Source organism: Flavitalea flava, from assembly GCF_054461575.1.
The window spans coordinates 1-26,969 of sequence record NZ_JBTLQH010000053.1 but is presented as its reverse complement, the minus strand read 5'-3'; the positions used below and the strand labels follow the sequence as shown (position 1 = coordinate 26,969).

General features: G+C 46.4%; 21 protein-coding genes. 9 read left to right on the top strand and 12 right to left on the bottom strand.

The features are described 5' to 3' along the window. Positions 1 to 4 precede the first annotated feature (4 nt). The 3 genes from ACX0G9_RS27770 to ACX0G9_RS27760 all read right to left on the bottom strand — a co-directional run bounded on the left by ACX0G9_RS27770 (position 5) and on the right by ACX0G9_RS27760 (position 2,596). Complete coding sequence (locus ACX0G9_RS27770; RefSeq protein ID WP_459068244.1) at positions 5 to 604, bottom strand: RNA polymerase sigma factor; 600 nt, start codon at positions 602 to 604, stop codon at positions 5 to 7. 431 nt (positions 605 to 1,035) lie between these two features. Next, the gene (locus tag ACX0G9_RS27765; protein WP_459068243.1) at positions 1,036 to 1,455 is read right to left on the bottom strand and encodes a hypothetical protein; all 420 of its coding nucleotides are present in this window, start codon (positions 1,453 to 1,455) and stop codon (positions 1,036 to 1,038) included. Between the two features lie 232 nt (positions 1,456 to 1,687). Then, entirely contained in the window at positions 1,688 to 2,596 is a 909-nt protein-coding gene (locus tag ACX0G9_RS27760) for a sulfite exporter TauE/SafE family protein (protein ID WP_459068242.1), read from the bottom strand. A gap of 97 nt (positions 2,597 to 2,693) precedes the next feature. Here ACX0G9_RS27760 and ACX0G9_RS27755 point away from each other — a divergent pair, with 97 nt between their 5' ends. After that, a complete protein-coding gene (locus tag ACX0G9_RS27755) occupies positions 2,694 to 2,990 on the top strand; it encodes a GNAT family N-acetyltransferase (RefSeq protein ID WP_459068241.1) in 297 nt (98 codons plus the stop codon). A gap of 56 nt (positions 2,991 to 3,046) precedes the next feature. On the opposite strand, the gene ACX0G9_RS27750 is transcribed toward ACX0G9_RS27755, so the two are convergent. The 5 genes from ACX0G9_RS27750 to ACX0G9_RS27730 all read right to left on the bottom strand — a co-directional run bounded on the left by ACX0G9_RS27750 (position 3,047) and on the right by ACX0G9_RS27730 (position 14,111). Beyond that, complete coding sequence (locus ACX0G9_RS27750) at positions 3,047 to 3,478, bottom strand: EamA family transporter (protein WP_459068240.1); 432 nt, start codon at positions 3,476 to 3,478, stop codon at positions 3,047 to 3,049. A 126-nt stretch (positions 3,479 to 3,604) separates the two neighbouring features. Further along, positions 3,605 to 5,209: an FG-GAP repeat domain-containing protein gene (locus ACX0G9_RS27745; RefSeq protein ID WP_459068239.1), complete on the bottom strand. Its 1,605-nt coding sequence runs from the start codon at positions 5,207 to 5,209 to the stop codon at positions 3,605 to 3,607. Positions 5,210 to 5,218: 9 nt separating this feature from the next. Then, positions 5,219 to 8,806 (bottom strand): VCBS repeat-containing protein, encoded by a 3,588-nt coding sequence (locus ACX0G9_RS27740; RefSeq protein ID WP_459068238.1) that lies wholly within the window; start codon positions 8,804 to 8,806, stop codon positions 5,219 to 5,221. A 180-nt stretch (positions 8,807 to 8,986) separates the two neighbouring features. Next, positions 8,987 to 10,819 carry a RagB/SusD family nutrient uptake outer membrane protein gene (locus tag ACX0G9_RS27735; protein ID WP_459068237.1) on the bottom strand — a complete coding sequence of 611 codons (1,833 nt, stop codon included), beginning with the start codon at positions 10,817 to 10,819 and terminating at the stop codon, positions 8,987 to 8,989. 37 nt (positions 10,820 to 10,856) lie between these two features. Then, on the bottom strand, positions 10,857 to 14,111 hold the full coding sequence (locus tag ACX0G9_RS27730) for a SusC/RagA family TonB-linked outer membrane protein (protein ID WP_459068236.1): 3,255 nt from the start codon (positions 14,109 to 14,111) through the stop codon (positions 10,857 to 10,859). A 210-nt stretch (positions 14,112 to 14,321) separates the two neighbouring features. Between ACX0G9_RS27730 and ACX0G9_RS27725 the strand changes: the two genes are divergently transcribed. Beyond that, positions 14,322 to 14,645 carry a hypothetical protein gene (locus ACX0G9_RS27725; RefSeq protein ID WP_459068235.1) on the top strand — a complete coding sequence of 108 codons (324 nt, stop codon included), beginning with the start codon at positions 14,322 to 14,324 and terminating at the stop codon, positions 14,643 to 14,645. 103 nt (positions 14,646 to 14,748) lie between these two features. On the opposite strand, the gene ACX0G9_RS27720 is transcribed toward ACX0G9_RS27725, so the two are convergent. The 4 genes from ACX0G9_RS27720 to ACX0G9_RS27705 form a co-directional block, all read right to left on the bottom strand. Beyond that, positions 14,749 to 15,327 (bottom strand): gluconate 2-dehydrogenase subunit 3 family protein, encoded by a 579-nt coding sequence (locus tag ACX0G9_RS27720; RefSeq protein WP_459068234.1) that lies wholly within the window; start codon positions 15,325 to 15,327, stop codon positions 14,749 to 14,751. A 36-nt stretch (positions 15,328 to 15,363) separates the two neighbouring features. After that, positions 15,364 to 17,043, bottom strand: coding sequence for a GMC oxidoreductase (locus ACX0G9_RS27715; protein ID WP_459068233.1), 1,680 nt, complete (start codon positions 17,041 to 17,043; stop codon positions 15,364 to 15,366). 48 nt (positions 17,044 to 17,091) lie between these two features. Next, positions 17,092 to 17,982, bottom strand: coding sequence for a hydroxypyruvate isomerase family protein (locus ACX0G9_RS27710; RefSeq protein ID WP_459068232.1), 891 nt, complete (start codon positions 17,980 to 17,982; stop codon positions 17,092 to 17,094). Between the two features lie 123 nt (positions 17,983 to 18,105). Beyond that, entirely contained in the window at positions 18,106 to 19,386 is a 1,281-nt protein-coding gene (locus ACX0G9_RS27705) for an MFS transporter (RefSeq protein WP_459068231.1), read from the bottom strand. Positions 19,387 to 19,686: 300 nt separating this feature from the next. Here ACX0G9_RS27705 and ACX0G9_RS27700 point away from each other — a divergent pair, with 300 nt between their 5' ends. The 7 genes from ACX0G9_RS27700 to ACX0G9_RS27670 all read left to right on the top strand — a co-directional run bounded on the left by ACX0G9_RS27700 (position 19,687) and on the right by ACX0G9_RS27670 (position 26,905). Next, on the top strand, positions 19,687 to 20,853 hold the full coding sequence (locus ACX0G9_RS27700; RefSeq protein WP_459068230.1) for a Gfo/Idh/MocA family protein: 1,167 nt from the start codon (positions 19,687 to 19,689) through the stop codon (positions 20,851 to 20,853). A gap of 77 nt (positions 20,854 to 20,930) precedes the next feature. Beyond that, complete coding sequence (locus ACX0G9_RS27695; RefSeq protein ID WP_459068229.1) at positions 20,931 to 21,986, top strand: sugar phosphate isomerase/epimerase family protein; 1,056 nt, start codon at positions 20,931 to 20,933, stop codon at positions 21,984 to 21,986. A 98-nt stretch (positions 21,987 to 22,084) separates the two neighbouring features. Then, positions 22,085 to 22,498, top strand: a complete 414-nt coding sequence (locus ACX0G9_RS27690; RefSeq protein WP_459068228.1) for a c-type cytochrome — start codon at positions 22,085 to 22,087, stop codon at positions 22,496 to 22,498. Between the two features lie 44 nt (positions 22,499 to 22,542). Further along, the gene (locus ACX0G9_RS27685) at positions 22,543 to 23,280 is read left to right on the top strand and encodes a 3-keto-disaccharide hydrolase (protein ID WP_459068227.1); all 738 of its coding nucleotides are present in this window, start codon (positions 22,543 to 22,545) and stop codon (positions 23,278 to 23,280) included. Between the two features lie 51 nt (positions 23,281 to 23,331). Continuing rightward, the gene (locus ACX0G9_RS27680; RefSeq protein WP_459068226.1) at positions 23,332 to 24,093 is read left to right on the top strand and encodes a ThuA domain-containing protein; all 762 of its coding nucleotides are present in this window, start codon (positions 23,332 to 23,334) and stop codon (positions 24,091 to 24,093) included. 16 nt (positions 24,094 to 24,109) lie between these two features. Further along, on the top strand, positions 24,110 to 24,562 hold the full coding sequence (locus tag ACX0G9_RS27675; protein ID WP_459068225.1) for a response regulator: 453 nt from the start codon (positions 24,110 to 24,112) through the stop codon (positions 24,560 to 24,562). A 9-nt stretch (positions 24,563 to 24,571) separates the two neighbouring features. After that, on the top strand, positions 24,572 to 26,905 hold the full coding sequence (locus ACX0G9_RS27670; RefSeq protein WP_459068224.1) for a PAS domain-containing protein: 2,334 nt from the start codon (positions 24,572 to 24,574) through the stop codon (positions 26,903 to 26,905). Positions 26,906 to 26,969 lie beyond the last annotated feature (64 nt).

Below are 26,969 nucleotides of genomic sequence, written 5' to 3'. Positions count from 1 at the left end.
TTTTTTAAATCTCAAAAAGAGTTAAAAAAACAACTAAAAGAAGGGACATTTCGCCGTTATCCAGCAGATATTGCCGGACAAAAGAAGTCGCAGCATACAATTGTTTTTTTACGCCCGCGCGGGTAATATTAAACTCCTGAGCGATTTCATCCAGGGTAAGGCCCTGTTCGATGCTCATTTTCAATATTTTCTGCCGGCGCTCGGGCAATTTATCTATGGCAATCAGGGCTATTCGGTAATACTGTTTGAATAACAATTCATTTTCCGGTTCATTTTCAGAAAAAGGCTCATCCGCTGGTTTTAATTCCAATAATTTCTGCTGGACTTTCAGCGCCCGGATATAATTCAGGACAATATTCTTAGTCATCCTGAACAGGTATCCCTTAAAAGCTGTTACTCCGGATAATTTGATACGTTTATCCCAGATTCGGATGAATACATCCTGTGCCAGCTCATTACGTACGATTTCCGAAGACTGAAAAAGAGCTAGATACTGGCGCACCAGTGGATAATATTCCGTGTATAAGGTTTGAAAGGCCAACCGGTCACCCCTGGCCACCTGAATAAGCAGGTCCGTTTCATTATATAGAGGTTCAGACTGCACAGGCAATTAGAATAAATTTGGCAATAAAAATGGAGTGACAGACCTGTTACAAAATGGAGGAGTTTCTCCGGGGAAAAAGAGAGAGACTATGGAACGGAGATTTTCTGGTAGCATACTGAACGATCCGGTGATTTATTTAATTACCCTAAATTAATGAGATATTCCCGTCAAATGCTGATTTCCCGTTCTTTTCAGAAGATTATTTTTTGTAATACGGGATACGTCTTTCATTAATAAGTGCTTACCATTATAAAAAAACCCTGTCCAAAAACGAATGGGACAGGGTTATCACGTATTAAAAAAAATAAATATCAGCAGGATTGATTCGTAAGCTATAGACTCTCAATACCATACATTCTTCATATTCGGCAAATGAGTCCTAAACGTATTTACAAATACTCCTAAAATCATCCTTTACTCAAAATCTGGGTTTAATTCAAATTAGTTGCATCCAGCAATACTACTTTGGCCTTGACTGTTCCGGGAATAGGGAAGTTAGTTCCGGTATCAGTCGGGCGGGATTCAATAGTCACGGTATGCAGAGAATGAGTAACCCTGTAAGATTCAGCACCTAAAACATCCGGAACCTGTTCATAGTCGGACCAGACCCCATTAATATTAAATGAAAGGTAAACAAGAACGCCACCACTCTGATTGATAACATCGTCCAGTTCCGGAACTGTCAGGTTCACCGTATTGGTGAAGTTAGTATTATCAACAACCCAATCTCCAGGCTGGATAGTGTATACAGCCGAAAAAACCTGGTCAACCCGGTTCGTAACATTTTTAGTACATGCGCTCATTCCGAAAACCGATAATACTAAGACTGCGGTGATTTTGGTAAGATTCATAAATATTCCTTTTTAGTGTTTTTAGCCCGGGTTAGATTTTTTGTTTGGACTAATTAATTGTATTCGACTCTAAATATTTCCTTGCGTTTAATTAATCCGGTAAAAGATTTATAATCACATACCCCTGTCAAGAACTATTCCATCTTTCCGCAAATTACTCATTTTTTATATATGATGGTGCCCGGGCTCTTTTTTTCATGGCCTTCCTGTCCCTTCGGGTGATTTTATCCTCTCAAAGCTGGCCAAAAAGGATCCGTATTCCTACCAGCCCAAGGGAGAAAGCCAATGCCTTTTCAATCGCGTTGCCTTTTATCCGGTGGGAAAAATAAGCCCCTAATTGCGCACCGGCGACCGCACCCAGCCCCAGGCATAGAACCAGGCTTTGCACCAGGGGATCCTGATAACTGCCCTGGAGCAGATGGACAATTACGCTTACCACCGACATCACCGCCAGAATAAAATGAGAGGTGGCCGTGGCAATATGAACCGGGAATCGTAGCCAGTTGATCAATGCGGGTACATGGATGATCCCGCCGCCGATACCTAATACAGGAGAAATAAATCCGACAACCAGGCTGATCGCCCATCCCAGGTACCTGTTATAGGAATACCGGTAACATTCCCCGTTCTTATCTGTTATCGCCACTTCCTGGATCTTTCCTACGGGCGAATGCCCGCTCCCTTCCTCCACAAAACCCTTTCTTTCTTTCCCGGGAGAATCCCCCGTCGGACAATTGCCCCCTTCCGATATCGAACCTCCGTTCTTTGTAATAGGATTTTTCTTAAGGAATAAATAAAAGGACATAACGATCAGCAGGATTCCAAAAAAGATGGCAAACAAATATTTTGGGAGATAACGCGTCGCCAGCACGCCCAGGATACTCCCGGGGATCGTAAAGATGGCAAACTGGATCCCCGCCTTATAATCGATACGACCTGCCCTTGCATAAGCAAAAGTACCCGAAATGGCGTTGCAGGCCACGATAGCCATGGAAATTGCCGTTATGCTGTCCGGCTGGAGGGTAGGATACATAAAGATCAGCAGCGGAACCAGGATAAACCCTCCGCCGGCGCCTATTAAGGTACCCAGACAACCAACCGCTAATCCCATTCCCAATAAAAGCCAGACCGATTCTACCATTTATAAATACCTTAAACGGCAAAAATATGTAAATAATTATCCCTAAGGTCTTTGTAATCAAATAATACAGGTAATTTTAATGACCAATTTATCATTTATGGAATCCGGCACCGATATCCAACATACCCATACGACAAGAGGAGGAAAGTTTTTTTTGGGAGATCCCGCCCAACCCACGGCAGAAATGATCTATCGAATGGCCGGTACGCATAAAATGATCATCGATCATACGGAAGTCAGCGAAATCCATCAAGGCGAAGGAATAGGCAAACATCTCATAGCCGCAGCGGTATCCTACGCCCGGCAGAACCAGATCAGGATCCTGCCCCTCTGTAAGTTTGCCAGGGCAATCCTTACAAAAACAAAGGAATACGAGGATGTGCTGAGCTTGTAGCTACAAGTTTCAACAAGCCTCAAGCTTCATGCCTAATGCCTCAACAAGCCTCAGGCTCATTTCCAGACCAGCACCAGCATTCCCCCGAAGATAAGGGCAGCGGCGAGCAGCAGCCTTGGTGTCAGTGGTTCACGGAGAAAGAAAAATGCCAGAAATATGGTAAAGACGATACTCCCTTTGTCGATGATACTTACTTCGGAAACCCTTCCCAGTTGGAGCGCCCGGTAATAAAAGATCCAGGATAATCCTGTAGCGACTGCGGACAAACTGAGAAAGATCCAGTTATTCCGGGAAAGCCCGGACAATCCCGAAGCATTCCCGCGGAAAAGGACAATCCCCCAGGTAATAAAAAGAATGATGGCCGTCCGGATGGCCGTGGCCAGATCGGAGTTAACTTCTTTTAAGCCGGCTTTTGCAAAAAGAGCGGTCAATGCCGCAAAAAAAGCAGATAACACAGCATAAATCAGCCAGGGAGCCAGATTGAACATACGTTAAAATTGATCCTGCTAAAAAAATAATCCTCCCCACGAATATACCTATTATTGATTCTTTCTTTGATCCTTGTCTCCCTAATTGCCCCATTTCCCCTTTTAAGGTACTTTTGTTGTCTTACCCTACTTCCCCATATTCTTCAACAAAATAAATGGTGGTCCCTTGGTAAAATCGACACCTGCCTTGGTTATGGTGGAGAAGTAGGAAAAATTCCCCAGCACGATATCGGTTTTGCCATCTCCGTCCAGATCAGCGGCATCCATGGTCAGCCATTTACCCGATTGGGTTTCCGGCAGGCTGAAAGGCTGAAACTTCAATCCCCCCAGGTTCTCCAGGTAAACAAACCCTTCTTCGGGATGATGTTCAAAATCGGGGAAAAAGGAAATGGTGGCGATATCCAGATCTCCGTCCCCATCAAAATCCCGCGCCATGGCTTTATAACAGCCATTGATGGGAAAAAAATATTGCCGGTTAAAGTGATTGCGGCCATCGTTCATAAAAATATATACCCCGTGGTAAGGTTTCAAAACGGCCGAATAGTCCGCATTATCTCCGCAGGTATAAAGGATGTCCGGGAATCCATCCTTATTAAAATCGGCGAGCTCGAAATAAGAGGAGCCGTACATGGGAGGGAACCGTAAAAGCACCTGCTGATTGAACCGGCCTTTCCCTTCATTGGTGAACAGGAAGATCCCTTCATCACCCTGAGCGAACAGCGCCATAATATCGGGCAGGCCATCATGATTAAAATCCCCGATAACCGCTTTGATCGCTCCGGCAACGGCCCGGATGACATGACGTTCAAAATGCCCTTTCGCTTTATTTTCCATCCAGGACAAGGCCCCGGTCAGGTTTCCATATTCACAGACCAAATAATCGGTCAATCCATCCTGATTTAAGTCTGCTGCCGTTAACTGTACGGGCCTGGCCAGATGGTCGAAAAGGGGGACGGTATCCATTTGCATTTTTTCATCCGGGCCTCCGAGTTTACCGGCGACTCCGGCCTCACCTGCACCGGAAATCCTGATAAATTGCCCCTTCCCTAACTTCCCGTTATGGGGATTCAGCATACCCATATTGCAGGCCACTATTCCCTGGCTTGCTTCAAAACTAAGATCTACAATAGCTCCTGGGGTATGAATAGAGTCCAGAAGCTGCAGGGAAGGAGAGAAACGATAAAACCCGCCGCTATGTACATCGAATACCAGCAGAGAATGCGTTGTTCCCGAGGTGTCTGTCCGGGTCAGGCAGGTTGCCGGATCCGGATAACGAAAAGAGGGAATGACCGCTGTAAAAAGTGATAATTTATTCTTAATCTCCGGGTGCGGTGCCTGAGCAGGTAAAGAATCCGGAGAGGTGGAGATATAGTAATCCAGGATATGCTGCCATTCATCCGCGGTCAATAAGGGTTGGGACGGATAAAATTTGCGGCCCACATTCGTATCGCGTATACTGGAAGGATAGCGTTGGAATTCATGGTTAAAGATCCCAAGGTGCGGCCCCATGTTCGGCAGAACACCCGTTTCCCAGCTCCTTGTATCGAGCATAGAGGGATCTGGCAGAAGGTGACAGCCTTTACAGTATACCCCGGCTAAATGTTCCCCCTCTCGTATACTGGACATCGGTATATCCTGATGCTTACGGTTGCGGATATCATTCCTGCAGGCACATAACCATACAATTCCTGCCAAAAAAGTACAGACCCAAAACTGGTTTTGTTTGATCATCCTGATCGTTTAATTCCCTGTAATCTTCCTCGTATTTCCCTTACCCTTTTTTATTTCAACGGAAATCACCTGCCCGGCAAGATTGAGGAATCTAGCGGACTGGGATAAAAAGGAGGATCCGTAAGCAAACTCTTCCTTACGCACCGATCCGTCCCGATAGGTGATCAGGGCGCTCGTCTCCGCCGGTTGCAGCGGAATACAACGAATGTTCTTTTTCCATTCAAAAATTTGCAGCGGACCTTTGTTCTGGCTGGCCGCCAGTAAACATTTACCTCCGGCGCTTCGCAGCTTGACCAGGGCCTTTTGATTACCAGGAAGGTATAGACCGCTTTCGAGAATGGACAAGGGGGTAAAGTTCCCTTTACCATCCCCTTTCAGGCAAAGGCCATTGAGCGCATCGTACCTGCCTACGGAAACTTCTGTCCCAAAATCATTTCCACTCAGGACGAGGTCCAGTTTTCCATCACCGTCAAAATCCTCTGCTACCATGCCATTGATAATGGAAAGCTGCGCCTGTCCTGGCAGTGGGATCCGGGTGAACCGGCCATTACCGTCATTGCGGAACAGGCAGGTCTGGAAATCGGTGGCCTGCAGGATCAGGGCTCCCTTGCGCTCTTCCGGGGTCAATACCTGGTCCATGGTTGCCAGGCCATAGGATTTATAATCAGGAAATTTTTTTCGCATGGCATTCATCTGCCGAAGCAGATCATCCCTTGATTCAGCGGGGAACTCTTTCATGCTGCCTTCTCTGTCCGGCAGGTAAAGGGATGGGATCATATCATAGATACCATTCTTATCGAAATCGCCGCCATACACACGGACAGGAAATTGAGCACTGGCCTTGTAAAAGGAGTTCTGGCCCAAATTTCCTATGATATAGTCCATATCGCCGTCATTGTCAAAATCGCCGGCTATAATACTGTTCCAAAAACCAGTATGATCGCTGAGACCTGAGGCTGCGGTTACATTTTTAAAAATACCTTTTTCATTCTTAATAAAGGTCGGAGACATCCACTCTCCTGCCAGTACGAGGTCCGGCCATCCATCATTATCAAAATCCGTCCAGATCGCATCGCATACCATCCCGATTGTATTAAGATTTGGGGCTACCGAAGCCGTTACATCCGTGAACCGGATATGTCCATTCTTCGAATCATTGCGAAAAATAAAACTGGAGACCGGTCTTGGGTAATGTCCCGGATCCACCCGCCCGGAAACAAAAAGGTCCAGGTCACCGTCCTGGTCGAAATCCGCCGCCCGAACGCAGAATTTGCTGGTCAGGTTCTCAGGTAAGGCCCCGGGGTCCGGCGAGAAGTGCCCTTTTCCATCGTTTACGTATAATCTATCCTGGTAGATTTCCGGATGAGGGTCATTGCCATACCCCCCATGGGCTATATACAGGTCCAGGTCACCGTCACCGTCTGCGTCAAATAATAAAAGTCCCAGTTCCGCCTGTGTCCGGTTTACCGTACTGTCTGCGGGAATCAGATCGCGTTGCAGGAAGCCGCCGTCAGCCTGCTGCAGGAACAATTGCGGTCCATTTCGTGAGGTCCCGTCGGTAATAATATCATCCAGCCCGTTACCATCGACATCCCCTACGGCAAGGGCGGGACCATATTCGGATAATTTATGAGGCAATAACTTCTGGATATTAAAATCGATCTGGTCTTTTTCGGTATGCCGGTAATGGATGCCCACCGAATCGGTTATCTCACGGAACAGGGTATTTTGGGCAATGCCACTCCCGCCAAATGAATACGGGGTTTGCGCATCCCGTATATCTACTTTTTTCAATTGATCTGCCGGCACCTGGAAGATGACCTGCATTTTCCCATTCGGCCATTTGATCAGGACAGAATCCACCATTTTCGTTTTCCCTAAACCGAAATGGGCTATATCCTGAATGGTCGATAAATAGCCCCGGTAAGGTGTATTTTCATAAACCTGCTGCTGCCCGTGATCGTAGTGAAATTCTACCCGGCATCCAATTCCATTTTTATTCCTGCTGTCGCCGTCAAACTCAATATGAAGAAAATGATTGTCATCCTGGTTTCGTTCCCTGGACATATTCCGGTAGACCATGGCCTCATCGTTGATATTATTGATCACCAGGTCCATGTCGCCGTCATTATCCAGGTCAGCATAGACTGCACCATTGGAAAAGGCCGGTTGGATAAATCCCCATTCTGCGGATACATCGGAGAAGCCCAGTTTGCCGTTATTCTTATAAGCATATTTATTCAGCTTCACTTCCGGGATCTGTTTGAGAAGGTCCGCTTTGGGAAGCAGATCGTTTGCCCTGGCCCGAAAGACGGTAAAATCATGGTCTGTAACATCCTTGGGATATCCATTGGTAATAACGAGATCCCGGTACCCGTCATTATCGAAATCCGTAACCATCGGCGTCCAGCTCCAGTCGGTTGCTGAAATACCGGCGAAAAAAGCTATTTCGCTGAATGCGGGAGGCCCGATAGAATCGTTTTGTCCCATGCTGGGGCCCTGGTTGAGTTGCAGGGTATTCCTTACATATTGATATTGATAGCCATAATAATCAAAGTTCTGATAGGTAAGATAGCTACCTGCGCCCAACATTGTTTTTTTCCGGTAATTATCTTCCGGGTTCATATCCAGCTCTAGGATATCCAACAGCCCGTCATTGTTGATATCTTCCACATCCTGACCCATTCCTGCTTCGGAAGTATGCTTGAAATAGGCTTTAGACCGGTCCGTAAAGGTCCCGTCGTGGTTATTGATATATAGGATATCATTAGAAAGAAAATCATTGGAAACATAAATATCCGCCCAACCGTCCTGGTTAATATCCGTAATGGTGGCCGCATGTCCATATCCTTCCGTTAGTATGCCTGCTTGTCGGGAAACATTGGTGAATACCGGGTGCTTCAGGGAATCGTTCCAATCATTGCGGTACAATCTTCCCGTACTGGGATTTGATCCGTCCGTATGAATGGGCCTGAAAAAATTCGGATTATCCCGGGGGATGTTCTCATTCACCACCAGGTACATGTCGAGATCCCCGTCATTGTCGTAATCGAAAAAAGCAGCCATCGTGGAATGGCTCGTATCATCGAGGCCATATTCAGCAGCCATTTCCTTAAAATGAGGGATCCCCTGTGCATCATTTCCCTGATTTATATATAACAGGTTCTTTCGTTTCTCCGGATCGGTAGAGATGGATGCGCATACATAGAGATCCGGCCAGCCATCGTTATTGATATCCACTACCGCTACTCCTTTACACCATTTATGGGCGCCTTCCACACCGGCGAGGGCAGTGATATCATCGAATTTGAAACCTCCTTTATTAAGATAAAGTTTATTGGAGACCAGGTTGCCTGTAAAATAAAGATCGGGAAATCCATCCCGGTTAAAATCTCCGACTCCTACCCCTCCGCCATTATAGACATTGATCATATCGGAAGGATTGATAGAATCATTCTCTGAGATGATATTGTTGAAATGAATATTCGATTGGGAAGAGGGAACGAGGGTGAATAAAGGGCTCTTGTTCGTGCAGGAGGTAAATACAAAAAAAACAGCCCCGAAAACAAGCAATGCGCAAAAAGGAATCTTTTGCAAGGGAATAAAATTAATTTAAAATTCAATATAATGAAAAAAGCCCAATTCCTGGAGGGCTTATAGCAAAAGGGGTAGAGTAAGATCTCTACCCCCGTTACTATATTGCAAAAAGTTGAATGCTGTTATACCTCATCGCATACAGGCGTATATAGGCGCATACAAGCCCATACAGGATCCGTACTAATATCCCATGTTCTGATGCAGGATCACGGTGCCTGTCGCATTTTCCAGGTCGATCTCTGCCTGAGGAATAGGATAGATCTCATTGGTTCCTTTATGGAATTGCGCACCGGGGTTCACACTGAAAATACTTGCCCTTGTTTTTTCAACGGATTGGTAAGCGTTCAATACGGCTGCCATATCCAGGGGATAATTCGTATCCTTATTCCAGCGTTGCAGGTCAAAGAAACGATGTCCTTCTTCCGCCAGCTCCAGCCTTCTTTCAAAGCGGATAGCCTTCATCGCATAGGCCTTATCCGAAAAAGCATTGGCAGGGTAAGGCTTTATTTTGTAATTATCAGCCAGTTGATAAACAGGTTGATTGGCATTTTGTTTATAGGTATAGCTTCCCGGATCAAAGCTGGCATTACTTTTATACACCCAGGTTTCAGGATGATCTGCAATCCGGTTGCGAACCTGGTTCACATAGCCCAAAGCAATAGTAGGATCCCCGACCTGCACTTCGCATTCGGCCGCCCAGAGCAACAAGTCTGAATAACGAATAACATTCACATTATTGGCTACGATTTGCGTAGGACCCCAGAAACTGGTCTCCGTGGAAGACTGTGACCCTTTCTGACTTAAAGCATAAACATTTTTCTTTGGGCTGAAATAACCATCTGTTCCATCACGCACCCATTTTCCTCCTTGGTGAGGACCAAAATCCAGGTAAGCGATACCGGGTCTTCCCATTACCATGTCTATCCGGGGGTCGAGTGTGCCGGGATATTTGGTAGCGGAATCGATGGCCTGGCCGTCATTGAAAGTATCGAGCATGGGGAGGCCGTTTGCATCTGTCTTATAGGCGTTGGCTAAATTGATGGAGGGGTTGTCGAATCCACAGCAACCGCCGGGACCGCTTCCATCATTTGGGAAATTCAATACGTTGCCATAATTACCATTGGTGACCGAGCCGTCATTGACGGACATTTGAACGGCAAATACTACTTCCGCGCTGTTCTTGGCACTTGCAAGCGGGTTGAAATTATTAGAATATCCACCGGGGTTCCACCCATATTTACTGCCTTGTGTCGTCACCCCCACGGTCAACAATTGATCCAGCAGGGCTTTGGCCTTGGCATATTGAAGTTCATACATATAGGCCTTTGCCAGGAAGGCCATGGCAGCCCATTTGTTGACACGACCTTTATCATTCTGTGTTTCATTCAAACTGTCTATGGCGAATTGAAAATCGGCTTCTATATTGGGCCAGATATCCACCGTATTGGGAAGATTGAAATTATGCTTGGGATAGGTTATCGAATCCCCTACATAAGGTACATTTGCCCAGATTTTCTTAGCCTCAAAATGATAATACCCCCTTAAAAAACGTGCTTCTGCCGTCAATTCCCGGTGGTTTTCCGGGGTCATATCCGAAGCCAGGGCAATCGTGCGTATGACATCATTGGAGCGCTGGACACCGTCATAGATGGCTTGCCATTTACTTTCCAGGTAAGAATTCGAGGCGCTTGACGTTGACCAGGTCTCCAGGGCAACGATATCTCCCTGATCGGAAGGCGTTGATCCTTTATACGCGTCATCGGCGACGACACTTCCAAACACCCAGTTGTCCGGCCCGGAACCGAATGCAAGACCGGAGGTTGCACCGCCTTCGCCGTCCAGCATGGCATAGGCACCTATCAGCAGGGATTTGACACCCGCAGTATTGGAAAGGGTGGAGGGCTGCAAGGCTCCCTGGGGTTGTTTATTCAGGAATTCATGGCTGCAGGAAAAGGAGACAGTAAGCGCAAGCAGAACCCCCGGGATGATAAATTTATAGTGTATTCTTTTCATATAAGCTCTTTATTAAAATAGAAATAATTTGGTTCAATTAAAAGGTGATCTGAACACCCAGGTTATAGTTTTTCTGGTTGGCCGGATAGTTACCGAAATCAATACCGAAATTGGTATTATTATTCAGGTCTGAGGTCTGTAATTCAGGATCGAGTCCGGTATATTTTGTGATCGTGAACAGGTTGGCAACTTGAACATACACCCTGAATCTTGCTAAACCGAAACGGTTAAGGTGGGAAACCGGGATACTATAACCGAATTGCAATTGTTTACATCTCAGGTAAGAACCGTTCTCTTTATAATAAGAATTGAAAACCGTGGTATTGCTGAAATTGGCGGACCTCTCCAGGATTGGTGTTTTTCCGTTCCAGCCCGGCTGTCCAAATGAATGCAGGGCAGCATCCTTACTCATAGCCGCATCGAAAACCTGGGGGAAATCCGTCCAGTATTTTACATAGTTGATTACGTCATTGCCAACAGAAGCATAAAAGAAGGTGGAGAAATCGAATCCTTTATAGGAAGCCCCAATGCTTAAGCCGGTCGTAAATTTTGGATTAGGATTCCCAAAGAAGGTCCTGTCCTTATCGGTGATCTTGCCATCTCCGTTAATGTCCTTGTATTTGAAACGGCCCACAGCCGCATCCTGTTGGTTGGCCTTCGTGACTTCCCCGGCATCTTTGAATATACCCGCCACTTCATACCCAAAGAATTCACCCACCGGCTGTCCCGGCATTAACCTGGTGAAAGCGCCAAAACGATTGGAGCCGGCACTGGTCTTATCCTGATATTTTACTCCGTTCGCCAAACCGATCACCTTGTTTTTGTAAGAAGTAAAATCGGCTGTTATATCAAATTTAAGATCTCTGTTCACTGTCCCATGATAAGTAAGCGCCAGGTCGATTCCTGTATTTTCAACATTTCCTGTATTGGTGAAAGGAACAACAGCGCCACCGGCCGTGGCAGCGATCGGTGCATTGAACAAGAGGCCGCTAACGGTTTTTTTATACCACTCGATCGTGAATTCCAGGTTGTTATTCAGGATTGCTCCGTCGATGGCAATATTCGTGATCTTATCCTGTTCCCAGGTAGTGACCGGGTTGCCAAACTGGCTGGCATAAGTTCCCAGGGATGTGCCTGATCCGCCTGTTCCATTGATGTCATAAGAAGAAAATGGGGCTGACTGTCCGAATAAGCTGAAGGCATTCGTGGTTCTGGCATTACTGAGGGAGCCCAGTTTACCCCAACCGCCGCGGAGTTTCAGGTCGCTCAGCCAGGAAACATCCTTTAGGAAATCTTCCTTTGAGATCCTCCAACCTACTGTAACGGACGGGAAAACCCCAAAACGTTGGTCAGGTAAAAATATGGAAGAACCATCCCGGCGTAAAGTACCGCTTAGGATATACTTATCATTATACGTGTAGTCTACCCTGCCGAAAAGAGAATACAAAGAACTCTGGATGGGATAGGTGACGCCAGCAATAGTGGAGGTATTGGTCTGACCGCTGGGGCTACCAAAATTAAGGGTCCAGAGGTTGGGATCAACCGTTAAATTCGCAGGGTTGGTAATATAATAACTACCTCTGCTGGCCGCCATGACCCTTGTAAAATTTTTAATGGCTTCCGAACCGACGATAACGGAAATAGAATGCCTGTCAAATTTATTCGAATACTTCAGGGTATTGGTCCAAGCCCAGTTACTGCCATATCCGGATATTTCAGAATAGGTATTCGGATTGCTATTGTTCTCCGCATTCTCATAGAAAGTGGGGCCGAACTGGGTATTATAAATATTCTCCACGGTTCCCCCAAAGCTGGAGCGGGCCGTAAAATGCTTTAAGAAATCAACTTCTGCAAATACATTGCCGTTCATCTGCCAGTCATTTGTATTGGCACCTGTTGCCCGGGTCTGAATAGCAAAGGGGTTCTGCGGATTACCCAATCCTTTGGAATTCGTACCGGCAAAATTGCCCTTGATATCGAGGACCGGTATGATCGCATCTTCCCGATAAGAATGGGAGATCGCATTGCCTTCATTCAGGTTATTATTTTGGAAACCGGGGTTACGCCGGTAGATAATAAAAGCATTTTCCCCTATACGGACATGGTCCTTCACATTAAAGGTAGTATTGATCCTGGCAGTATACCGTTTCAAATAGGTATTGAGCATGGTACCCTGCTGGTCCAGGTATCCCAGGGAAAAGTAATAGAGATTTTTCTCATTTCCGCCGCTGCCCGATACCGTATGGCTTTGGATAATGGCAGGTTTGAAAATAGTATGAAACCAATCTGTTCCATTTTTATTGGCCTTCGTGATCTGGTTGCTGTATAAGGCATAGGTGGAAGGGTCTGTATTCGGGTCACCGTTTTTTCCCGCAGTGGGGGTAATATAGTCCGGGATAACCGGTGTGGTTCCATATCCATATTGGCTGTTCTTATACGTAGTGGTATTGATAGGCAGCCCGCTGTTGGCAAATTCCTGCCATACCGCATTGGCCGTCTCCGTAGGATTGGCGATATTAAACACATTACCGGAAAGGGGCCTTTGTGAGCCCATATACCCGTCATAGCTTATCTGCGTCTTGCCCTGCTTGCCTCTTTTGGTCGTTACAATGACGACTCCATTGGAGCCCCGTACACCATAGATGGCTGCCGCGCCGGCATCTTTCAAGACCTGAAGAGACTCGATATCGTTCACATTCAGGTCATGAAGACTTCCGGGTGTTCCGTCTATAATGACCAGGGGATCGGAATTACCGAAGGAAGTAATACCCCTGATCCTAACGTTACTACCCCCGCCGGGAACCCCGGAATTGATTACCGTTACCCCCGGCGCCTGACCCTGTAAGAGGGCTTCGGTTGTACCAGAGGGAACCGATTTGAGGCTTTTGACATCCACAACGGAAACAGACCCCGTAATATCCTTTTTCCGTTGGGAGGTGTATCCGGTCACTACGATTTCATTAAGTGAAGCTCCGGTATTGGATAACATAATTTCTCCAACCGTGCTCCTTCCTGAAAAAGGAATCTCCAGCCGGGTAAATCCCACCGAAGAGATAACTAAAACACCTGTATTATTATCATTTGGCGGTGTGATGGTAAAGCTACCGTCTGAAGCTGATTGGGTAGCGACCTTAGTCCCTTTTACCTGAATAGTCGCTCCGGCTAGCGGCTGTTTATCTGCATTATTGAAGATTTTACCGGTAATTTGTTTTTGAGCAAAAAGGCTGCTTGCAGACAATAGCATAAATGCTAAGCAGCAGCCAATGGCAGCAACGTTAGTTTTGAATGGCATAAAAAGAGAGACGTTTTGAATGGTTAAAAAAAATCCTAATTAGAAACGAATATAATTTTAAAAAGCGTTAAACTTTAATACTATTTTAACATTTGCTGATATTATTTTTTCAGCCTATATGTTTACCCTTAATAATCCTACTAATGCCAACTCCTATTTTTACATTTGACAATCCCCAAAAAGTATGCAATCAATTTTAAAAACACAAACATGCGAATTCTAATAAACACGATATTAAAACTTTATATCGCTGGGCTATTTGCAATCGGTTGCAAAAGGAAATTATCCCCCGCTGAAGGGAAGGAACAATTGCAGGAACATTTAAAAAGTTCCATGTTAACCTATTTACAACATGAGAACGGATATGATTCTACCAGGGAAAGATTCGAGGTACTGGATGTCACCTACTACGAAGACCATCATTTTTACATCTGTGAATTTACCGTGAGGCTTCTTCAGAAGGGAAGGGATACATCGGGAATCATGACGGGAACGGTCTCGAAGGATTTTTTAACCGTACGTCGGAAATCATAAAAAAAAGCAAAAAAAATCCCGTTACCTGTAAAAGAAGCAACGGGAAAATTATCTGAATAGGAAAACCAGTTAAATAAATCTCAGTAACAGGGGTACGAAAATTCTAACTGGTTGCCCAGGCTTTATCTCCTTTTTTATAATCGGTACAACCGACATATTTTCCGGGAACGGCTACATAACGGAGAGCCTTAGTCGCACCAGGTTCGGAAGTGAAATAACCCCAGAGCGTGAGTTCCTTCATCATACGGAAATAATGGGTCGGGTCTTCCGGTTTTTTCTTTGCGCCATAGTCCTTCTGTTCCTTGTCGAGATCCACCAGTAAATTATGTCTTTCTTCAGGAGTACTGTCCATGAAGGATTTGCTGTTCTTTTTCCTGCTGGCTTCATTCAGCTTCTTCATCCCTTCCAGGAAAACTTTCTGATCGTTCTCCGTATAACAATCACGAACGATGCGTGTCATAAATTCACCCACCTTGGCTTCCTTGGCTCCGGGCGTATTTGTTGCCGGCAGGATGGTCTCGGCCACTTCATCGAGAAAGGCGACATCATCATTCGAGAAATTCATACCCGCCGCGCCGATGTTTTTGTCGGTGTTCGTACAACCGGATAAAAAAACCTCCGCCCCGAGAACAGTGCCGCCTAAAAGTAGCGCCACCCTGGATAATGCATCTCTTCTGTTCATATTTCGTGATTTAATAATTAGCGGTTAATAAACTGATTAAAGATTCCCCTTTTTAAGTTCGCTAACGGCAAAGTCAGCGGCTCTTGCCGTCATAGCCATATAGGTAAGGGAAGGATTCACACAGGCGGCTGAGGTCATGAAGGAGCCGTCCGTGACAAATACATTCTTTGCATCCCATACCTGGTTATGAGAATTGACGACAGAGGTCTTTGGGTCTTTCCCCATGCGGGCCGTTCCCATTTCATGAATGCCCCGGCCGATCGTTCCGTCCCCGTCATGTCCCTTGACATTCTTAACACCGACGGCTTCCAGCATCTCGATGGCATCATTCTTCATATCGATACGCATCTTCCGTTCATTCTCCTTCCATTCGGAATCGATAGACAAAACATTAAGCCCCCATTTATCTTTTTTCGTTTTATCCAGGGTTACTTTATTCTCATGGTAAGGCAGGATCTCTCCGAAGCCTCCGATATTCATTCTCCAGGGGCCCGGTTCGGTGAGCGCTTCCTTGAACTCTTTTCCAATACTGTATTCAGCTATCTCGTGACTATAGCCTTCCCGGCCTCCGCCGCCCTGGTAACCGAATCCGCGCAGGTAATCCCGTTTGTCTCCGAACAGGTTCCGGTAGCGGGGTATATAAACGCCATTTGCCCGGCGGCCGGAATAATATTTATCTTCATATCCTTCTACTTCTCCTGCCGCACCTACTCCCAAATGGTGGTCCATCAGGTTATGTCCCAGTTCCCCGCTGCTGCTGCCCAACCCATCGGGCCAGATATCGGTGGCGGAGTTCATCAGGACCCAGGCGCTGTTCAGGGTGGATGCGTTCAGGAAAATGATCTTCGCATTATAGACATAGGTCTTATTCGTTTCGGCGTCCAGCACTTCCACGCCGGTCGCTTTCTTAGTATTTTTATCGTAGATGATCTTAGTGACGATGGAAAAAGGCCGCAGGGTCAGGTTGCCCGTCTTCACGGCTGCCGGCAGGGTTGAGGATTGCGTGCTGAAATAACCGCCGAAGGGACAACCCAACCAGCACTTATTCCTGAACTGGCATCCGGGTCTTCCCTCATGCGGCACCGTTATATTGGCCGTGCGCCCTATGATCATGGCGCGGGCGCCTTTGTAATGATCTTTCAGGCGTGCTGCCACGTCTTTTTCCACGCAGGTCATGTCCATAGCCGGCAAAAAATGACCGTCCGGAAGTTGAGGCAGCCCATCCCGGGTTCCGCTGATGCCCGCAAATTTTTCTGCATGATCATACCAGGGAGCAATATCCTTGTAACGGATAGGCCAATCGACGGCGATGCCATCTTTCGCATTGGCTTCGAAATCCAGATCGCTCCAGCGATAACTCTGGCGCCCCCACATCAGGGAACGGCCACCGACATGATAGCCCCTGAACCAGTCAAAACGTTTTACTTCCGTGTAGGGACACTCGCTGTCCTTTACCCAAAAGTCCAGGTTGGTCTCATTCAGGGGATAGTCCCTTTTGAGTACCGGGTAATCCTTAATCATTTCCTGGGTACGTCTGCCGTGATGGGGATAATCCCAGGCTTCTTTATTGGCATTTACATAATCTTTGATATGCTCGATATTCCGTCCGCGTTCCAGCATGATCACCTTCAGCCCCTTTTCGGTAAGCTCCTTCGCAGCCCATCCTCCGCTGATCCCCGAGCCTATCACAATTGCGTCATACGTATTTTCAGCCATATTGGTGTTTTTTTATGTTTGTGTTAACTCAATGTCCGACTAATCATATTATACATCACAGATCTTGATCGCATTCTTCAGGGACTTCAGTTTATCTTCCTTTGCCGGAATGAACTCCTGGGCTACATAGTCCTTAAATCCGGTGGCAACGATTGCCTTCATGATAGCAGGATAATAAAGTTCCTGGGTATCGTCGATCTCATGTCTTCCCGGAACACCGCCGGTGTGATAATGACCGAAATACTGGTGATTATTATTGATGGTACGGATCACATCCCCTTCGTCGATTTGCATATGATAAATATCATACAACAATTTAAAGTTTTCCGATCCCACTCTTTTCACCAGTTCGACGCCCCATTTGGTGTTGTCGTTCATCTGATCGTGATGATCGACCTTGCTGTTCAGTAATTCCATCTGGATAATTACGCCTTGTTTTTCTGCCTGACCCAGGATCTGTTTCAGACCTTCCACGCAATTCTTAAGACCAGTCTCATCATCCATGCCATCACGGTTTCCGCTGAAACAGATCAGATTTTTATACCCGGCCTTTGCGACCAGGTCGATATGTTCCGTATAATTCTTAAGGAGAACGGGATGATTCTCGGTATGATTGAATCCTTTGGTCAGGCTGATCTCAGCCCCGTTGCACATGGAGGAAAAAAGCCCGTGTTTTTGAAGAACGGGCCAGTCGGCCGGTCCTACCAGGTCGATTGCCGGGATCCCTATCTTTTTAACGCCAATACAAAAATCTTCCAGGGGGATATCTCCATAACACCAGCGGCAAACGGAGTGATTGATATTTCCTTTCAATTTATAGCTTTTTTTATCTTCCGACGCTGAAGCACCGAGGGATGAAAACATGCCTGCGGCTCCCATTGCGGTTGTACCGGCAATGATATTCTTAATGGCAACGCGTCTTGAGGGTTGGTTAGACATAAAATCGTTTCAGTCAGTATTATAAATTAAGTTACAAAATCTTATCATACCCTCACGGCTAATTAACGTGCAGGGGCATTAAAATCGGATTAACGGCTATTTTTCTTGTTATGATCCTGCCCCTCAGGCAGCCAGGGCTGTGTGACCTGCTTTCTTTTTTCCCCGCATATAAATGGTCAATCCCGCAAAAAACAAGATCAGGATCAAAGGTATCGTGAGGGTGAAATTAAGCACTTCCGGCCCGGCCGCTTTTTTGGCCTCTCCAAGAACTGCAGCCATTTCCGTCCCCGGGGCTGCATTGTAATAAGAGGAAGCTTCGGCACCGGCAGGTAATTTTTCCGCAATCAGTTTATCATAATGGCCGCCCATAAAGATCATATACAGAGATACGGCGAACATACCCGCCCCCCCTATCAGATTCAGCCCTACAGCCCCCGTACGCGGCAGATTCTCTGCTACGAACCCGATCATGGTAGGCCAGAAATAACAGACACCCATTCCAAAAACCAGGGCGCCGACAAAAACCATATCACCGGTAGTATGGCCTAACAGATAGAGTCCTGTAGCCGCCAGTACTGCGGAAATAAGCAACACCCCCTGTGGTGAGAAACGATGGACCACAGGTCCGGCAAAGGCTCTTCCGACAACCATCACACCAGTTTCAAGGGTGAGGATTAACAATGCATTATCCGTAACATTTTTCAGAAGTACATCGATCCATTGACCGGTAAACAGTTCTGTAATGGCTGTCCCGAACATACAAATGATCATAAAAAGGAACAGTGGGGTAAAAAGGGCCTTATACATTTCGGAATTGGATATCCCTGCAGCGACCCTTTCGGTCACAGGGAATTCCAGTTTACTGAAAAGATATCCGTAGATAAGGGTTGGGAGCAGCATGGTTCCAACTTCCACCTGCCAGCTAACACCCAGCTTATTCAGACCAAATACAATCAGGGTCCCTATTACAATACCACCAGGGAACCAAAGATGAAAATGGTTCAGTTTGGTGGTCTTGTTATCCGTAAATAAGGAGGCGACCAGTGGATTACAGGCTGCTTCCACTGTACCGTTGGCAATACCGATGAGTAAGGTGGACAGGAAAAGGGTCCAGTAGCCCCCCGCGAAAATCGTAAGCAGGATACCCACTAAATGAAAGATAAAAGCCAATACAAGCAATTTCTTCATACCGATGATATCGACGACAAAGCCCCCGATGATAATGGCCAGGGGAAATCCCCAGAAGGCAGTGGCGGCAATGGTACCCAATTCTGATGCACTGAGATGGAATTGAACGCCCAGATCGTTCAGTATCCCAGCCCGGATGCCGAAAGAAAGAGAGGTTACTAACAAAGCCAGGCAACTGGCTACAAATAATTTATTACGCTGAATGCTGGGAGTCATGGCAAGTTGGTTTAGTAAGTTTAGAGTCGTTAGTCAATATATAGTTTTGAACAGAGTACTGCCGGGCAAAACCGGTAAAATCAATGAATGTCCTTAACCTTTTCAAAAAGACCCGTAAATTTAATTTTTATTTTTAAATAACTATCCTGTAATATACTGTTAAGGTGACATTTTTTTCAAAAGAACGTATAATTGTTTAAATAATATCCGATTTCCATAAAGAAATATTAAAATTGCACCCGGCAATTTTATAGTAAAACATATATAATTAATAGAATACTGAATCCTTAACAAAATACTATGCACAGAAAACTCAGAATGGGAATGATCGGCGGAGGCAAAAATGCCTTTATCGGAGCCGTTCACCGAATAGCTGCCAATATGGACGGACTGATTGAATTGGTATGCGGTGCCTTCAGCAGCAACCCTGACAATTCGCGGGAGTCCGGTCTTGCTTTATTCCTTCCGGAGAACAGGATCTATCTTTCTTATGAGGAGATGATGGAGAAGGAAAATAAACTGCCTGCGGAGGAAAGAATGGATTTTGTGGTCATTGTCACGCCTAACCATGCCCATTTCGGACCGGCCATGCTCGCCCTGGAAAAAGGTTTTCATGTGGTGATCGAAAAACCGATGACCTTTTCCCTGGCCGAAGCCAAACAATTACAGAAAAAAGTAGCGGAAACAGGCTTGCTGCTCTGCCTGACCCATACCTATGCCGGATATCCCATGGTCAAACAGGCCCGTCAGATGGTGAAAGAGGGCGTTTTTGGGAAGATCCGCAAGATATATGTAGAATATCCCCAAGGGTGGCTTAGCCGGATGTCCGAAAAAGAGGGCAGCAAACAGGCCGAATGGCGAACCGATCCCAATCGTTCCGGAAAAAGCGGCTGCATGGGAGATATTGGTACACATGCTGCCCACCTGGCGGAATATATCAGCGGTTTGCAGATCAAACAGCTCTGCGCCGATCTTAGCATTATGGTGGAAGGCCGGGCACTGGACGATGACGGTAATGTATTATTACGGTTTGACAATGGGGCAACCGGTACGCTGATTGCCTCCCAGGTAGCGGCAGGAGAAGAGAATGCACTGAAGATCCGGGTCTATGGGGAAAAAGGTGGATTGGAATGGGCACAACAGGAACCCAATACCCTGCTGGTAAAATGGCTGGACCAACCTGCCCAGATCTACCGGGCCGGAGCGGGGTATACAGACAGACTGTCCTCCTTTGCCCTGCATAATTGCCGGACTCCGGGTGGTCATCCGGAAGGATATCTGGAGGCTTTCGGTAATCTTTACCGGAATTTCGCCCTTACCCTGATCGCCAGGCTGGATGGGACGACTCCATCCAAGGAAGCCCTGGATTTTCCAACCGTCGCGGAAGGTGTCCGCGGAATGGCCTTTATCGACAATGTGGTTCGCAGTAATGAGAGCCTGGAGAAATGGACCTTTTTCGAAGTGTAAATCAGCTGCAGGCTGCAAGCCCGAAAAAATGGCTACAAGCTGCAGCTTAATAAATAATTCATTAAACAACAGTAAATATGACAACAATAAAAGGTCCGGGCATATTCCTGGCCCAGTTCCTGGGCGATCAGGCTCCTTTCAATTCCCTGTCTTCCATCTGTAAATGGGCAGCAGGGCTTGGTTATATCGGCGTTCAGATCCCCACCTGGGACAGCCGGTGTATCGATCTGCAAAAGGCTGCTGAAAGCAAGACCTATGCCCAGGAAATAAAAGGAATTGTAGAGGAAGCCGGTCTTCAGATCACCGAACTTTCCACCCATTTGCAGGGGCAGCTGGTAGCGGTACATCCGGCCTATGATGCACAGTTCGACGGATTCGCACCTGCGGCGGTACACAATAACCCAAAAGCCCGCCAGGAATGGGCCGTACAACAATTAATGTATGCTGCAAAGGCTTCACAGAACATGGGGCTGATTGCCCATGCCTCTTTCAGCGGCGCTTTGCTTTGGCCCACCATGTACCCCTGGCCCCAGCGTCCTGCCGGATTGGTAGAGACCGGCTTTAAAGAACTGGCCGCCCGCTGGGTACCGATTTTGAACGAATTTGACCGCAATGGAGTGGATCTCTGTTATGAACTTCATCCGGGAGAAGACCTGCATGACGGCATCTCCTTCGAACTGTTCTGGGAACATACTGGCCGTCATCCCAGGGCCTGTATACTCTACGACCCCTCCCATTTTGTGCTGCAATGCCTGAACTACCTTGAATTTATCGATATTTATCACGAACGGATAAGGATGTTCCATGTAAAGGATGCCGAATTCAATCCCACCGGCAAACAAGGGGTTTATGCGGGTTATCAGGGATGGGTGGACCGCCCGGGTCGTTTCCGTTCCCTGGGGGATGGTCAGGTGAATTTTAAATCCATTTTCAGCAAGATGGCCCAATACGATTTCAAGGGATGGGCAGTACTGGAATGGGAATGTTGTATCAAACATCCGGAAGACGGAGCTAAAGAAGGAGCACCTTTTATAAAGGACCATATCATCCGGGTAACGGAGAGAGCCTTCGATGATTTTGCCAATACGGGCAGCGATGAAAATTTTAATCGCAGTATTCTAGGCTTGAAGTGATTTATTTCGGAACTTGGGCTTCGTTTTTAAAACATAATTAATTTACAGACACAGCAGACATCAATCAGTAAAGACATCAAACAGTAATTTTAGCAATTATGAAGAAATTAGCAGTCATTCTATCCTGTACCATCCTGGCCGCCGCCTGCGGCAATTCAGGGGAAACAAAATCCACGGAAACAAAAAAAGATACGGTAGCTACAGCCGGCGCGGCAACGGCTCCTGCAACCGCATCTGCCAATGAAAAAGGATTGGAACTGATCGGCGGCAGTGATTGTACCACCTGTCACCGTCTCCAGAAAGATGCCAGCGGACCGGCCATCGGACCAGCATATAGCGAAGTGGCCAATAAATACAGCCCTGCTGCGGACTCCACGGTCAACAGAATTGTCAAGAAAATCATTTCCGGGGGTAGCGGAGTTTGGGGAACCATCCCGATGACCCCTCACCCATCTTTAAAAGAAGAAGATATTCATGAGATGGTTAAGTATATCCTTTCCCTGAAAAAATAGTAAGCCAGGAATCACCACTCCGTTCTAAAATAAAATATCGTTGTATGAAAAATACGCTCTTTGTTTTACCTGCCATCCTGCTGATGTCAGCCATTCCTTTTTCCAGGAATGCGAATCCAGCTTCTGAACAAAAGCCCAATACCCTTAGTCCGGAAGAAAAAAAAGAAGGTTGGTCATTATTGTTCGACGGAAGCACTACCAGTGGTTGGCATACTTACGGGAAAACAACGGTACTCGCACAATGGGAAGCAAAGGATGGAACGATTCACCTGAATAAAGGCGCGGGAAAGGATCAGGGCGGCGATCTGTTGACCAATCAGGAATACAGCGACTTCGATCTCAAACTGGAATGGAAGATCTCACCCAAAGGAAATAGCGGAGTCATTTTTTATGTGCATGAAGATGCCGCCAAATATGAAGAGCCCTACCATACCGGCATGGAGATGCAGGTATTGGATAATGACGGACATTCCGATGGGAAAATTCACAAACACCGCGCCGGTGATCTTTATGACCTGATCGCCAGTTCCAAAGAAACCGTCCGTCCGGTGGGGCAGTGGAATGAAGTGGAGATCCAAAGTAAGAACGGCCAGCTAAAACTATTTCTCAATGGAACGAATGTAGTGACCACTACTCTTTGGGATGCAAACTGGAAAACCATGGTTGCCGGCAGCAAGTTCAAACAATGGCCTGATTTCGGGACCTTCCGCAATGGAAAGATCGATCTGCAGGATCATGGAAATGAAGTCTGGTACCGCAATATCAAAATAAGAAAATTGTAAAACAACCTTCAAACCACAACCTTCAAGCCTGAAGTTCAAAAAGTCATCCACATGAGAATAAACATGCCCTCACGATACCTGACAGGAGTTCTTTGTCTTTTCGTTTGCCTGTCTATGACCAGTGCCACCGGCAGGTTGCCCGGACCGGAACTTTTTTCCAAACCCCGTGTACTTATCTTTTCCAAGACCAACGGGTTTCGCCATTCCAGCATTCCCGTCGGTATAGCCGCCATCCAAAAACTGGGACAGGAGAATGGCTTTGAAGTGGATGCTACGGAAGATTCCACCTGGTTCCGCAAAAAAACTCTGAAAAAATATGCGGCCCTTATCTTCCTTAGCCCCACAGGTACTGTTTTTGGACCCGCTGAAGAAAAAGCACTGCAGGAGTATATTCATCACGGCGGAGGGTTCGTAGGTATTCATGCCGCCACAGATTGTGAATACAACTGGCAATGGTATGGCGATCTGGTAGGCGGTTATTTTAAATCCCATCCCAAACAGCAGCAGGCCAGGATCGTGGTGATCGATAAAGAAAACCCGGCCACCAAAGATCTCCCGGAAACCTGGGAACGTTTTGACGAATGGTATAACTTCAAATATCTCAATCCTAACCTTACCATTCTTTTAAAGATCGACGAGAAATCCTATACCGGCGGAGAGAACGGCGATAACCATCCGATGGCCTGGTATCATGAATATGAAGGCGGAAGAGCTTTTTACACCGAGCTGGGTCATACTGACGAATCATACGCAGACCCAAAATATCTGGGACATCTTCTGGGAGGTATTCAATACGCTATCGGAAAAAATTAATCGGTATCTTCGGCAGATGCTAATCACGCCAAATTGCAGTCAACGTATCCTTCTCGCCGATGATGACGAGGATGACTGTCTTCTTTTTGAGGACGCGTTAAGGGAAATATGTCCCGAAAACCGAAACCTCAGGACAGCTGGTGATGGCCGGCAATTAATGCAATTATTACAGGACAAAGATCCTGTTTCCCCGAATGTAATCTTCCTGGATTTGAATATGCCGGTCAAAAACGGTTTTGAATGCCTGGACGAGATCAAACAAAATGAGAAACTGAAGGACATCCCTGTTGTGATCTTTTCCACATCCCAACAATCCGAAACCATTAGTACGGTCTATAAAAAAGGGGCCAACCTGTATATCCGGAAGCCGGGTACTTTTCACCAGTTAAAAAGGGTGATTGAAAGAGTACTTTCTATAGATTGGGGCAATAATGGTCTCCAGTTCCCCCAAGAAGAATTTGTACTGTAAAAGAGTTCCATGAATCTATTCCTGAACATCGTCAAACAGGCGCCTGTCGGCATTACCATATTCCGCGGAAAAGAGTTCATCGTGGAAATGGCCAATGCGACCTATTTACAGATCGTGGACAGGACAGAAGCCTCCTTCGTAGGGAAACCTCTTTTTGAAAGTTTGCCGGAAGTAAAAGAGGCCGTAGCGCCTTTATTGAACCAGGTACTGGAAACCGGGATACCCTACTATGGAAATGAATTCGAAGTACAACTCAACCGGCATGGCCACAAAGAAACAACCTATTTTAATTTCATTTATCAGCCTTTATATGAGGATGCCGGCAATGGTAAAAGACCAGAAAGCGGCAAGGCTTCGGGGATTATGGTCGTAGCCAATGAGGTAACCGCTCAGGTATTGTCCAAACATATTCTTGCGGAAAGCGAGAAACAGTTCAGGGATGTGGTTACGCGCTCTCCCATTGCCATGACGATATTCCGGGGAAAAGATCTGATCATCGAAATGGCAAATGAAGTCTTGCTGAATAAAATCTGGAAGAGAGCCTTACATGAAGTACAAGGCAAAAAATTACTGGATGTATTTCCCGAACTGAAAGGCCAGCAGTTCCCCGGTTTATTGCACAAGGTACAGTCTACGGGGATCGCCCATAGTGAAAATGAGGCAGTAGCCTTTGTAAATGGGCCCGAAGGCCTTAAAAAATATTGGCTGGATTATGAATATGCCCCTTTATTTGAAAAAGATAAAAGTGTTTCAAGGATCATGGTCACGGTAAATGATGTTACCGAAAAAGTGGAGGCCCGCCAAAAGATAGAGGACAACAAAGAACGTTTGCGTCTGGCCACGGAAGGCACCCGTCTGGCGACCTGGGACCTCAATCTGCAGACCCTTGAAATTATTCATTCTCCCCGCCTCGCGGAAATATTCGGGTATCCTTCGTCTGCAATCATCAGTCATCCCCAAATGCGGAGCGACATTCACCCTGACGATCTGCCTATCGTTAAAAAGGCCTTTGAACTGGCTTTACAAACGGGAATCTATTATTATGAAGCGAGAGTGGTATGGCGCGACCAGACGACAAGATGGATACGAACGAGAGGCCAGGTCATTTTCGATGACAGCCATACGCCGCTCCGGATGCTGGGCACGTTGATGGATATCACAGAAGCACGGTCCAATGAAGAAAAGATCGTTAAGACCAATAAAACCCTGGAACTGGCCCTCGATGCGGGAAGGCTGGGAACATTCGAGCTGGATGTCACAACGGGCCTTTTCAATTTTAATGACCGGTGTAAAGCCAATTTTGGTTTTCCTTTGGATGAACAGAACCCAATATCCTTGCAGAAGGTGTTGAGCGCTATTCACGGGGAAGACAAAACTCAAATGGAGTCTGCCCTGCATAATGCGTTGGAAAATAAAAAGCCATTCCAGGCAGAATACAGGATTGTCCTGCCTGATCAAACCCTGCGCTGGATAGCCTCTTCCGGCCGTGGTATCTATGATGAGACGGGGAGCCTGGTTAAACTGGTGGGAATTACCTCCGATATTACGGAGCGCAAGAGCATGGAAGAAGAACTGGAAAGAAAGGTTCAGGAAAGAACAAGGGAATTAAAACAAGCCAACGAGGTGTTGGTGAAGGTTAACCAGGAACTCAGTTCTTTCGCCTATATTTCCAGCCATGATCTGCAGGAACCCTTGCGCAAGATCCAGACCTTTGCCAGCCGGTTGATAGATACCGAGAAAGACCAGCTTTCGGATAAAGGAAAGGAATACCTGGGACGTATGGAAAATGCGGCAGAACGTATGAGGACCCTTATTGGAGACATCCTCTCCTATTCCCGCACCAGCAATACGGAGAAGATCTTTAAAGAGACAGATCTGAATGAAGTGATCTCCGATATTAAAGAAGAATTGAAAGAAAGCCTGAAGGAAAAAAATGCGGAAATGGAAGTGGGATATCTTCCAACCTTTAATGGTATCCCGTTCCAATTACATCAGTTGTTTACCAATATCATTTCTAATTCGATCAAATTTGCCAGACAGGATATTCCTCTTCATATCCGCATCAATGTCCGCATGATGGAAGGCAATGATGCCCCCGGCTTCAAAATCGATAAAAGATATTACCATATATCGGTTACTGATAACGGTATTGGTTTTTCCCAGCTATACAGAGAACGAATCTTTGAAGTATTCCAGCGATTGCATGGCAAAAGCGCCTATGCCGGTACAGGTATCGGTCTGGCCATCTGTAAAAAGATAGTGGAGAATCATGAGGGAATTATCCTGGCGGAAGGAATAGTAAATGAAGGCGCTACCTTCCATATCTATTTCCCTGTGGCCTGAACCACCCAAACTTAGGGAACCAGGAAACTTAGAGAACCGGCAATTGGTAACCGCTCCTGTATTG

Excerpts from the sequence above, each read along its gene's own strand:
- ACX0G9_RS27765 (WP_459068243.1), bottom strand. The coding sequence starts at position 1,455 with ATGAATCTTACCAAAATCACCGCAGTCTTAGTATTATCGGTTTTCGGA.
- ACX0G9_RS27760 (WP_459068242.1), bottom strand. The coding sequence starts at position 2,596 with ATGGTAGAATCGGTCTGGCTTTTATTGGGAATGGGATTAGCGGTTGGT.
- ACX0G9_RS27755 (WP_459068241.1), top strand. The coding sequence starts at position 2,694 with ATGGAATCCGGCACCGATATCCAACATACCCATACGACAAGAGGAGGA.
- ACX0G9_RS27750 (WP_459068240.1), bottom strand. The coding sequence starts at position 3,478 with ATGTTCAATCTGGCTCCCTGGCTGATTTATGCTGTGTTATCTGCTTTT.
- ACX0G9_RS27745 (WP_459068239.1), bottom strand. The coding sequence starts at position 5,209 with ATGATCAAACAAAACCAGTTTTGGGTCTGTACTTTTTTGGCAGGAATT.
- ACX0G9_RS27735 (WP_459068237.1), bottom strand. The coding sequence starts at position 10,819 with ATGAAAAGAATACACTATAAATTTATCATCCCGGGGGTTCTGCTTGCG.
- ACX0G9_RS27730 (WP_459068236.1), bottom strand. The coding sequence starts at position 14,111 with ATGCCATTCAAAACTAACGTTGCTGCCATTGGCTGCTGCTTAGCATTT.
- ACX0G9_RS27725 (WP_459068235.1), top strand. The coding sequence starts at position 14,322 with ATGCGAATTCTAATAAACACGATATTAAAACTTTATATCGCTGGGCTA.
- ACX0G9_RS27720 (WP_459068234.1), bottom strand. The coding sequence starts at position 15,327 with ATGAACAGAAGAGATGCATTATCCAGGGTGGCGCTACTTTTAGGCGGC.
- ACX0G9_RS27715 (WP_459068233.1), bottom strand. The coding sequence starts at position 17,043 with ATGGCTGAAAATACGTATGACGCAATTGTGATAGGCTCGGGGATCAGC.
- ACX0G9_RS27710 (WP_459068232.1), bottom strand. The coding sequence starts at position 17,982 with ATGTCTAACCAACCCTCAAGACGCGTTGCCATTAAGAATATCATTGCC.
- ACX0G9_RS27705 (WP_459068231.1), bottom strand. The coding sequence starts at position 19,386 with ATGACTCCCAGCATTCAGCGTAATAAATTATTTGTAGCCAGTTGCCTG.
- ACX0G9_RS27700 (WP_459068230.1), top strand. The coding sequence starts at position 19,687 with ATGCACAGAAAACTCAGAATGGGAATGATCGGCGGAGGCAAAAATGCC.
- ACX0G9_RS27695 (WP_459068229.1), top strand. The coding sequence starts at position 20,931 with ATGACAACAATAAAAGGTCCGGGCATATTCCTGGCCCAGTTCCTGGGC.
- ACX0G9_RS27690 (WP_459068228.1), top strand. The coding sequence starts at position 22,085 with ATGAAGAAATTAGCAGTCATTCTATCCTGTACCATCCTGGCCGCCGCC.
- ACX0G9_RS27685 (WP_459068227.1), top strand. The coding sequence starts at position 22,543 with ATGAAAAATACGCTCTTTGTTTTACCTGCCATCCTGCTGATGTCAGCC.
- ACX0G9_RS27680 (WP_459068226.1), top strand. The coding sequence starts at position 23,332 with ATGAGAATAAACATGCCCTCACGATACCTGACAGGAGTTCTTTGTCTT.
- ACX0G9_RS27675 (WP_459068225.1), top strand. The coding sequence starts at position 24,110 with ATGCTAATCACGCCAAATTGCAGTCAACGTATCCTTCTCGCCGATGAT.
- ACX0G9_RS27670 (WP_459068224.1), top strand. The coding sequence starts at position 24,572 with ATGAATCTATTCCTGAACATCGTCAAACAGGCGCCTGTCGGCATTACC.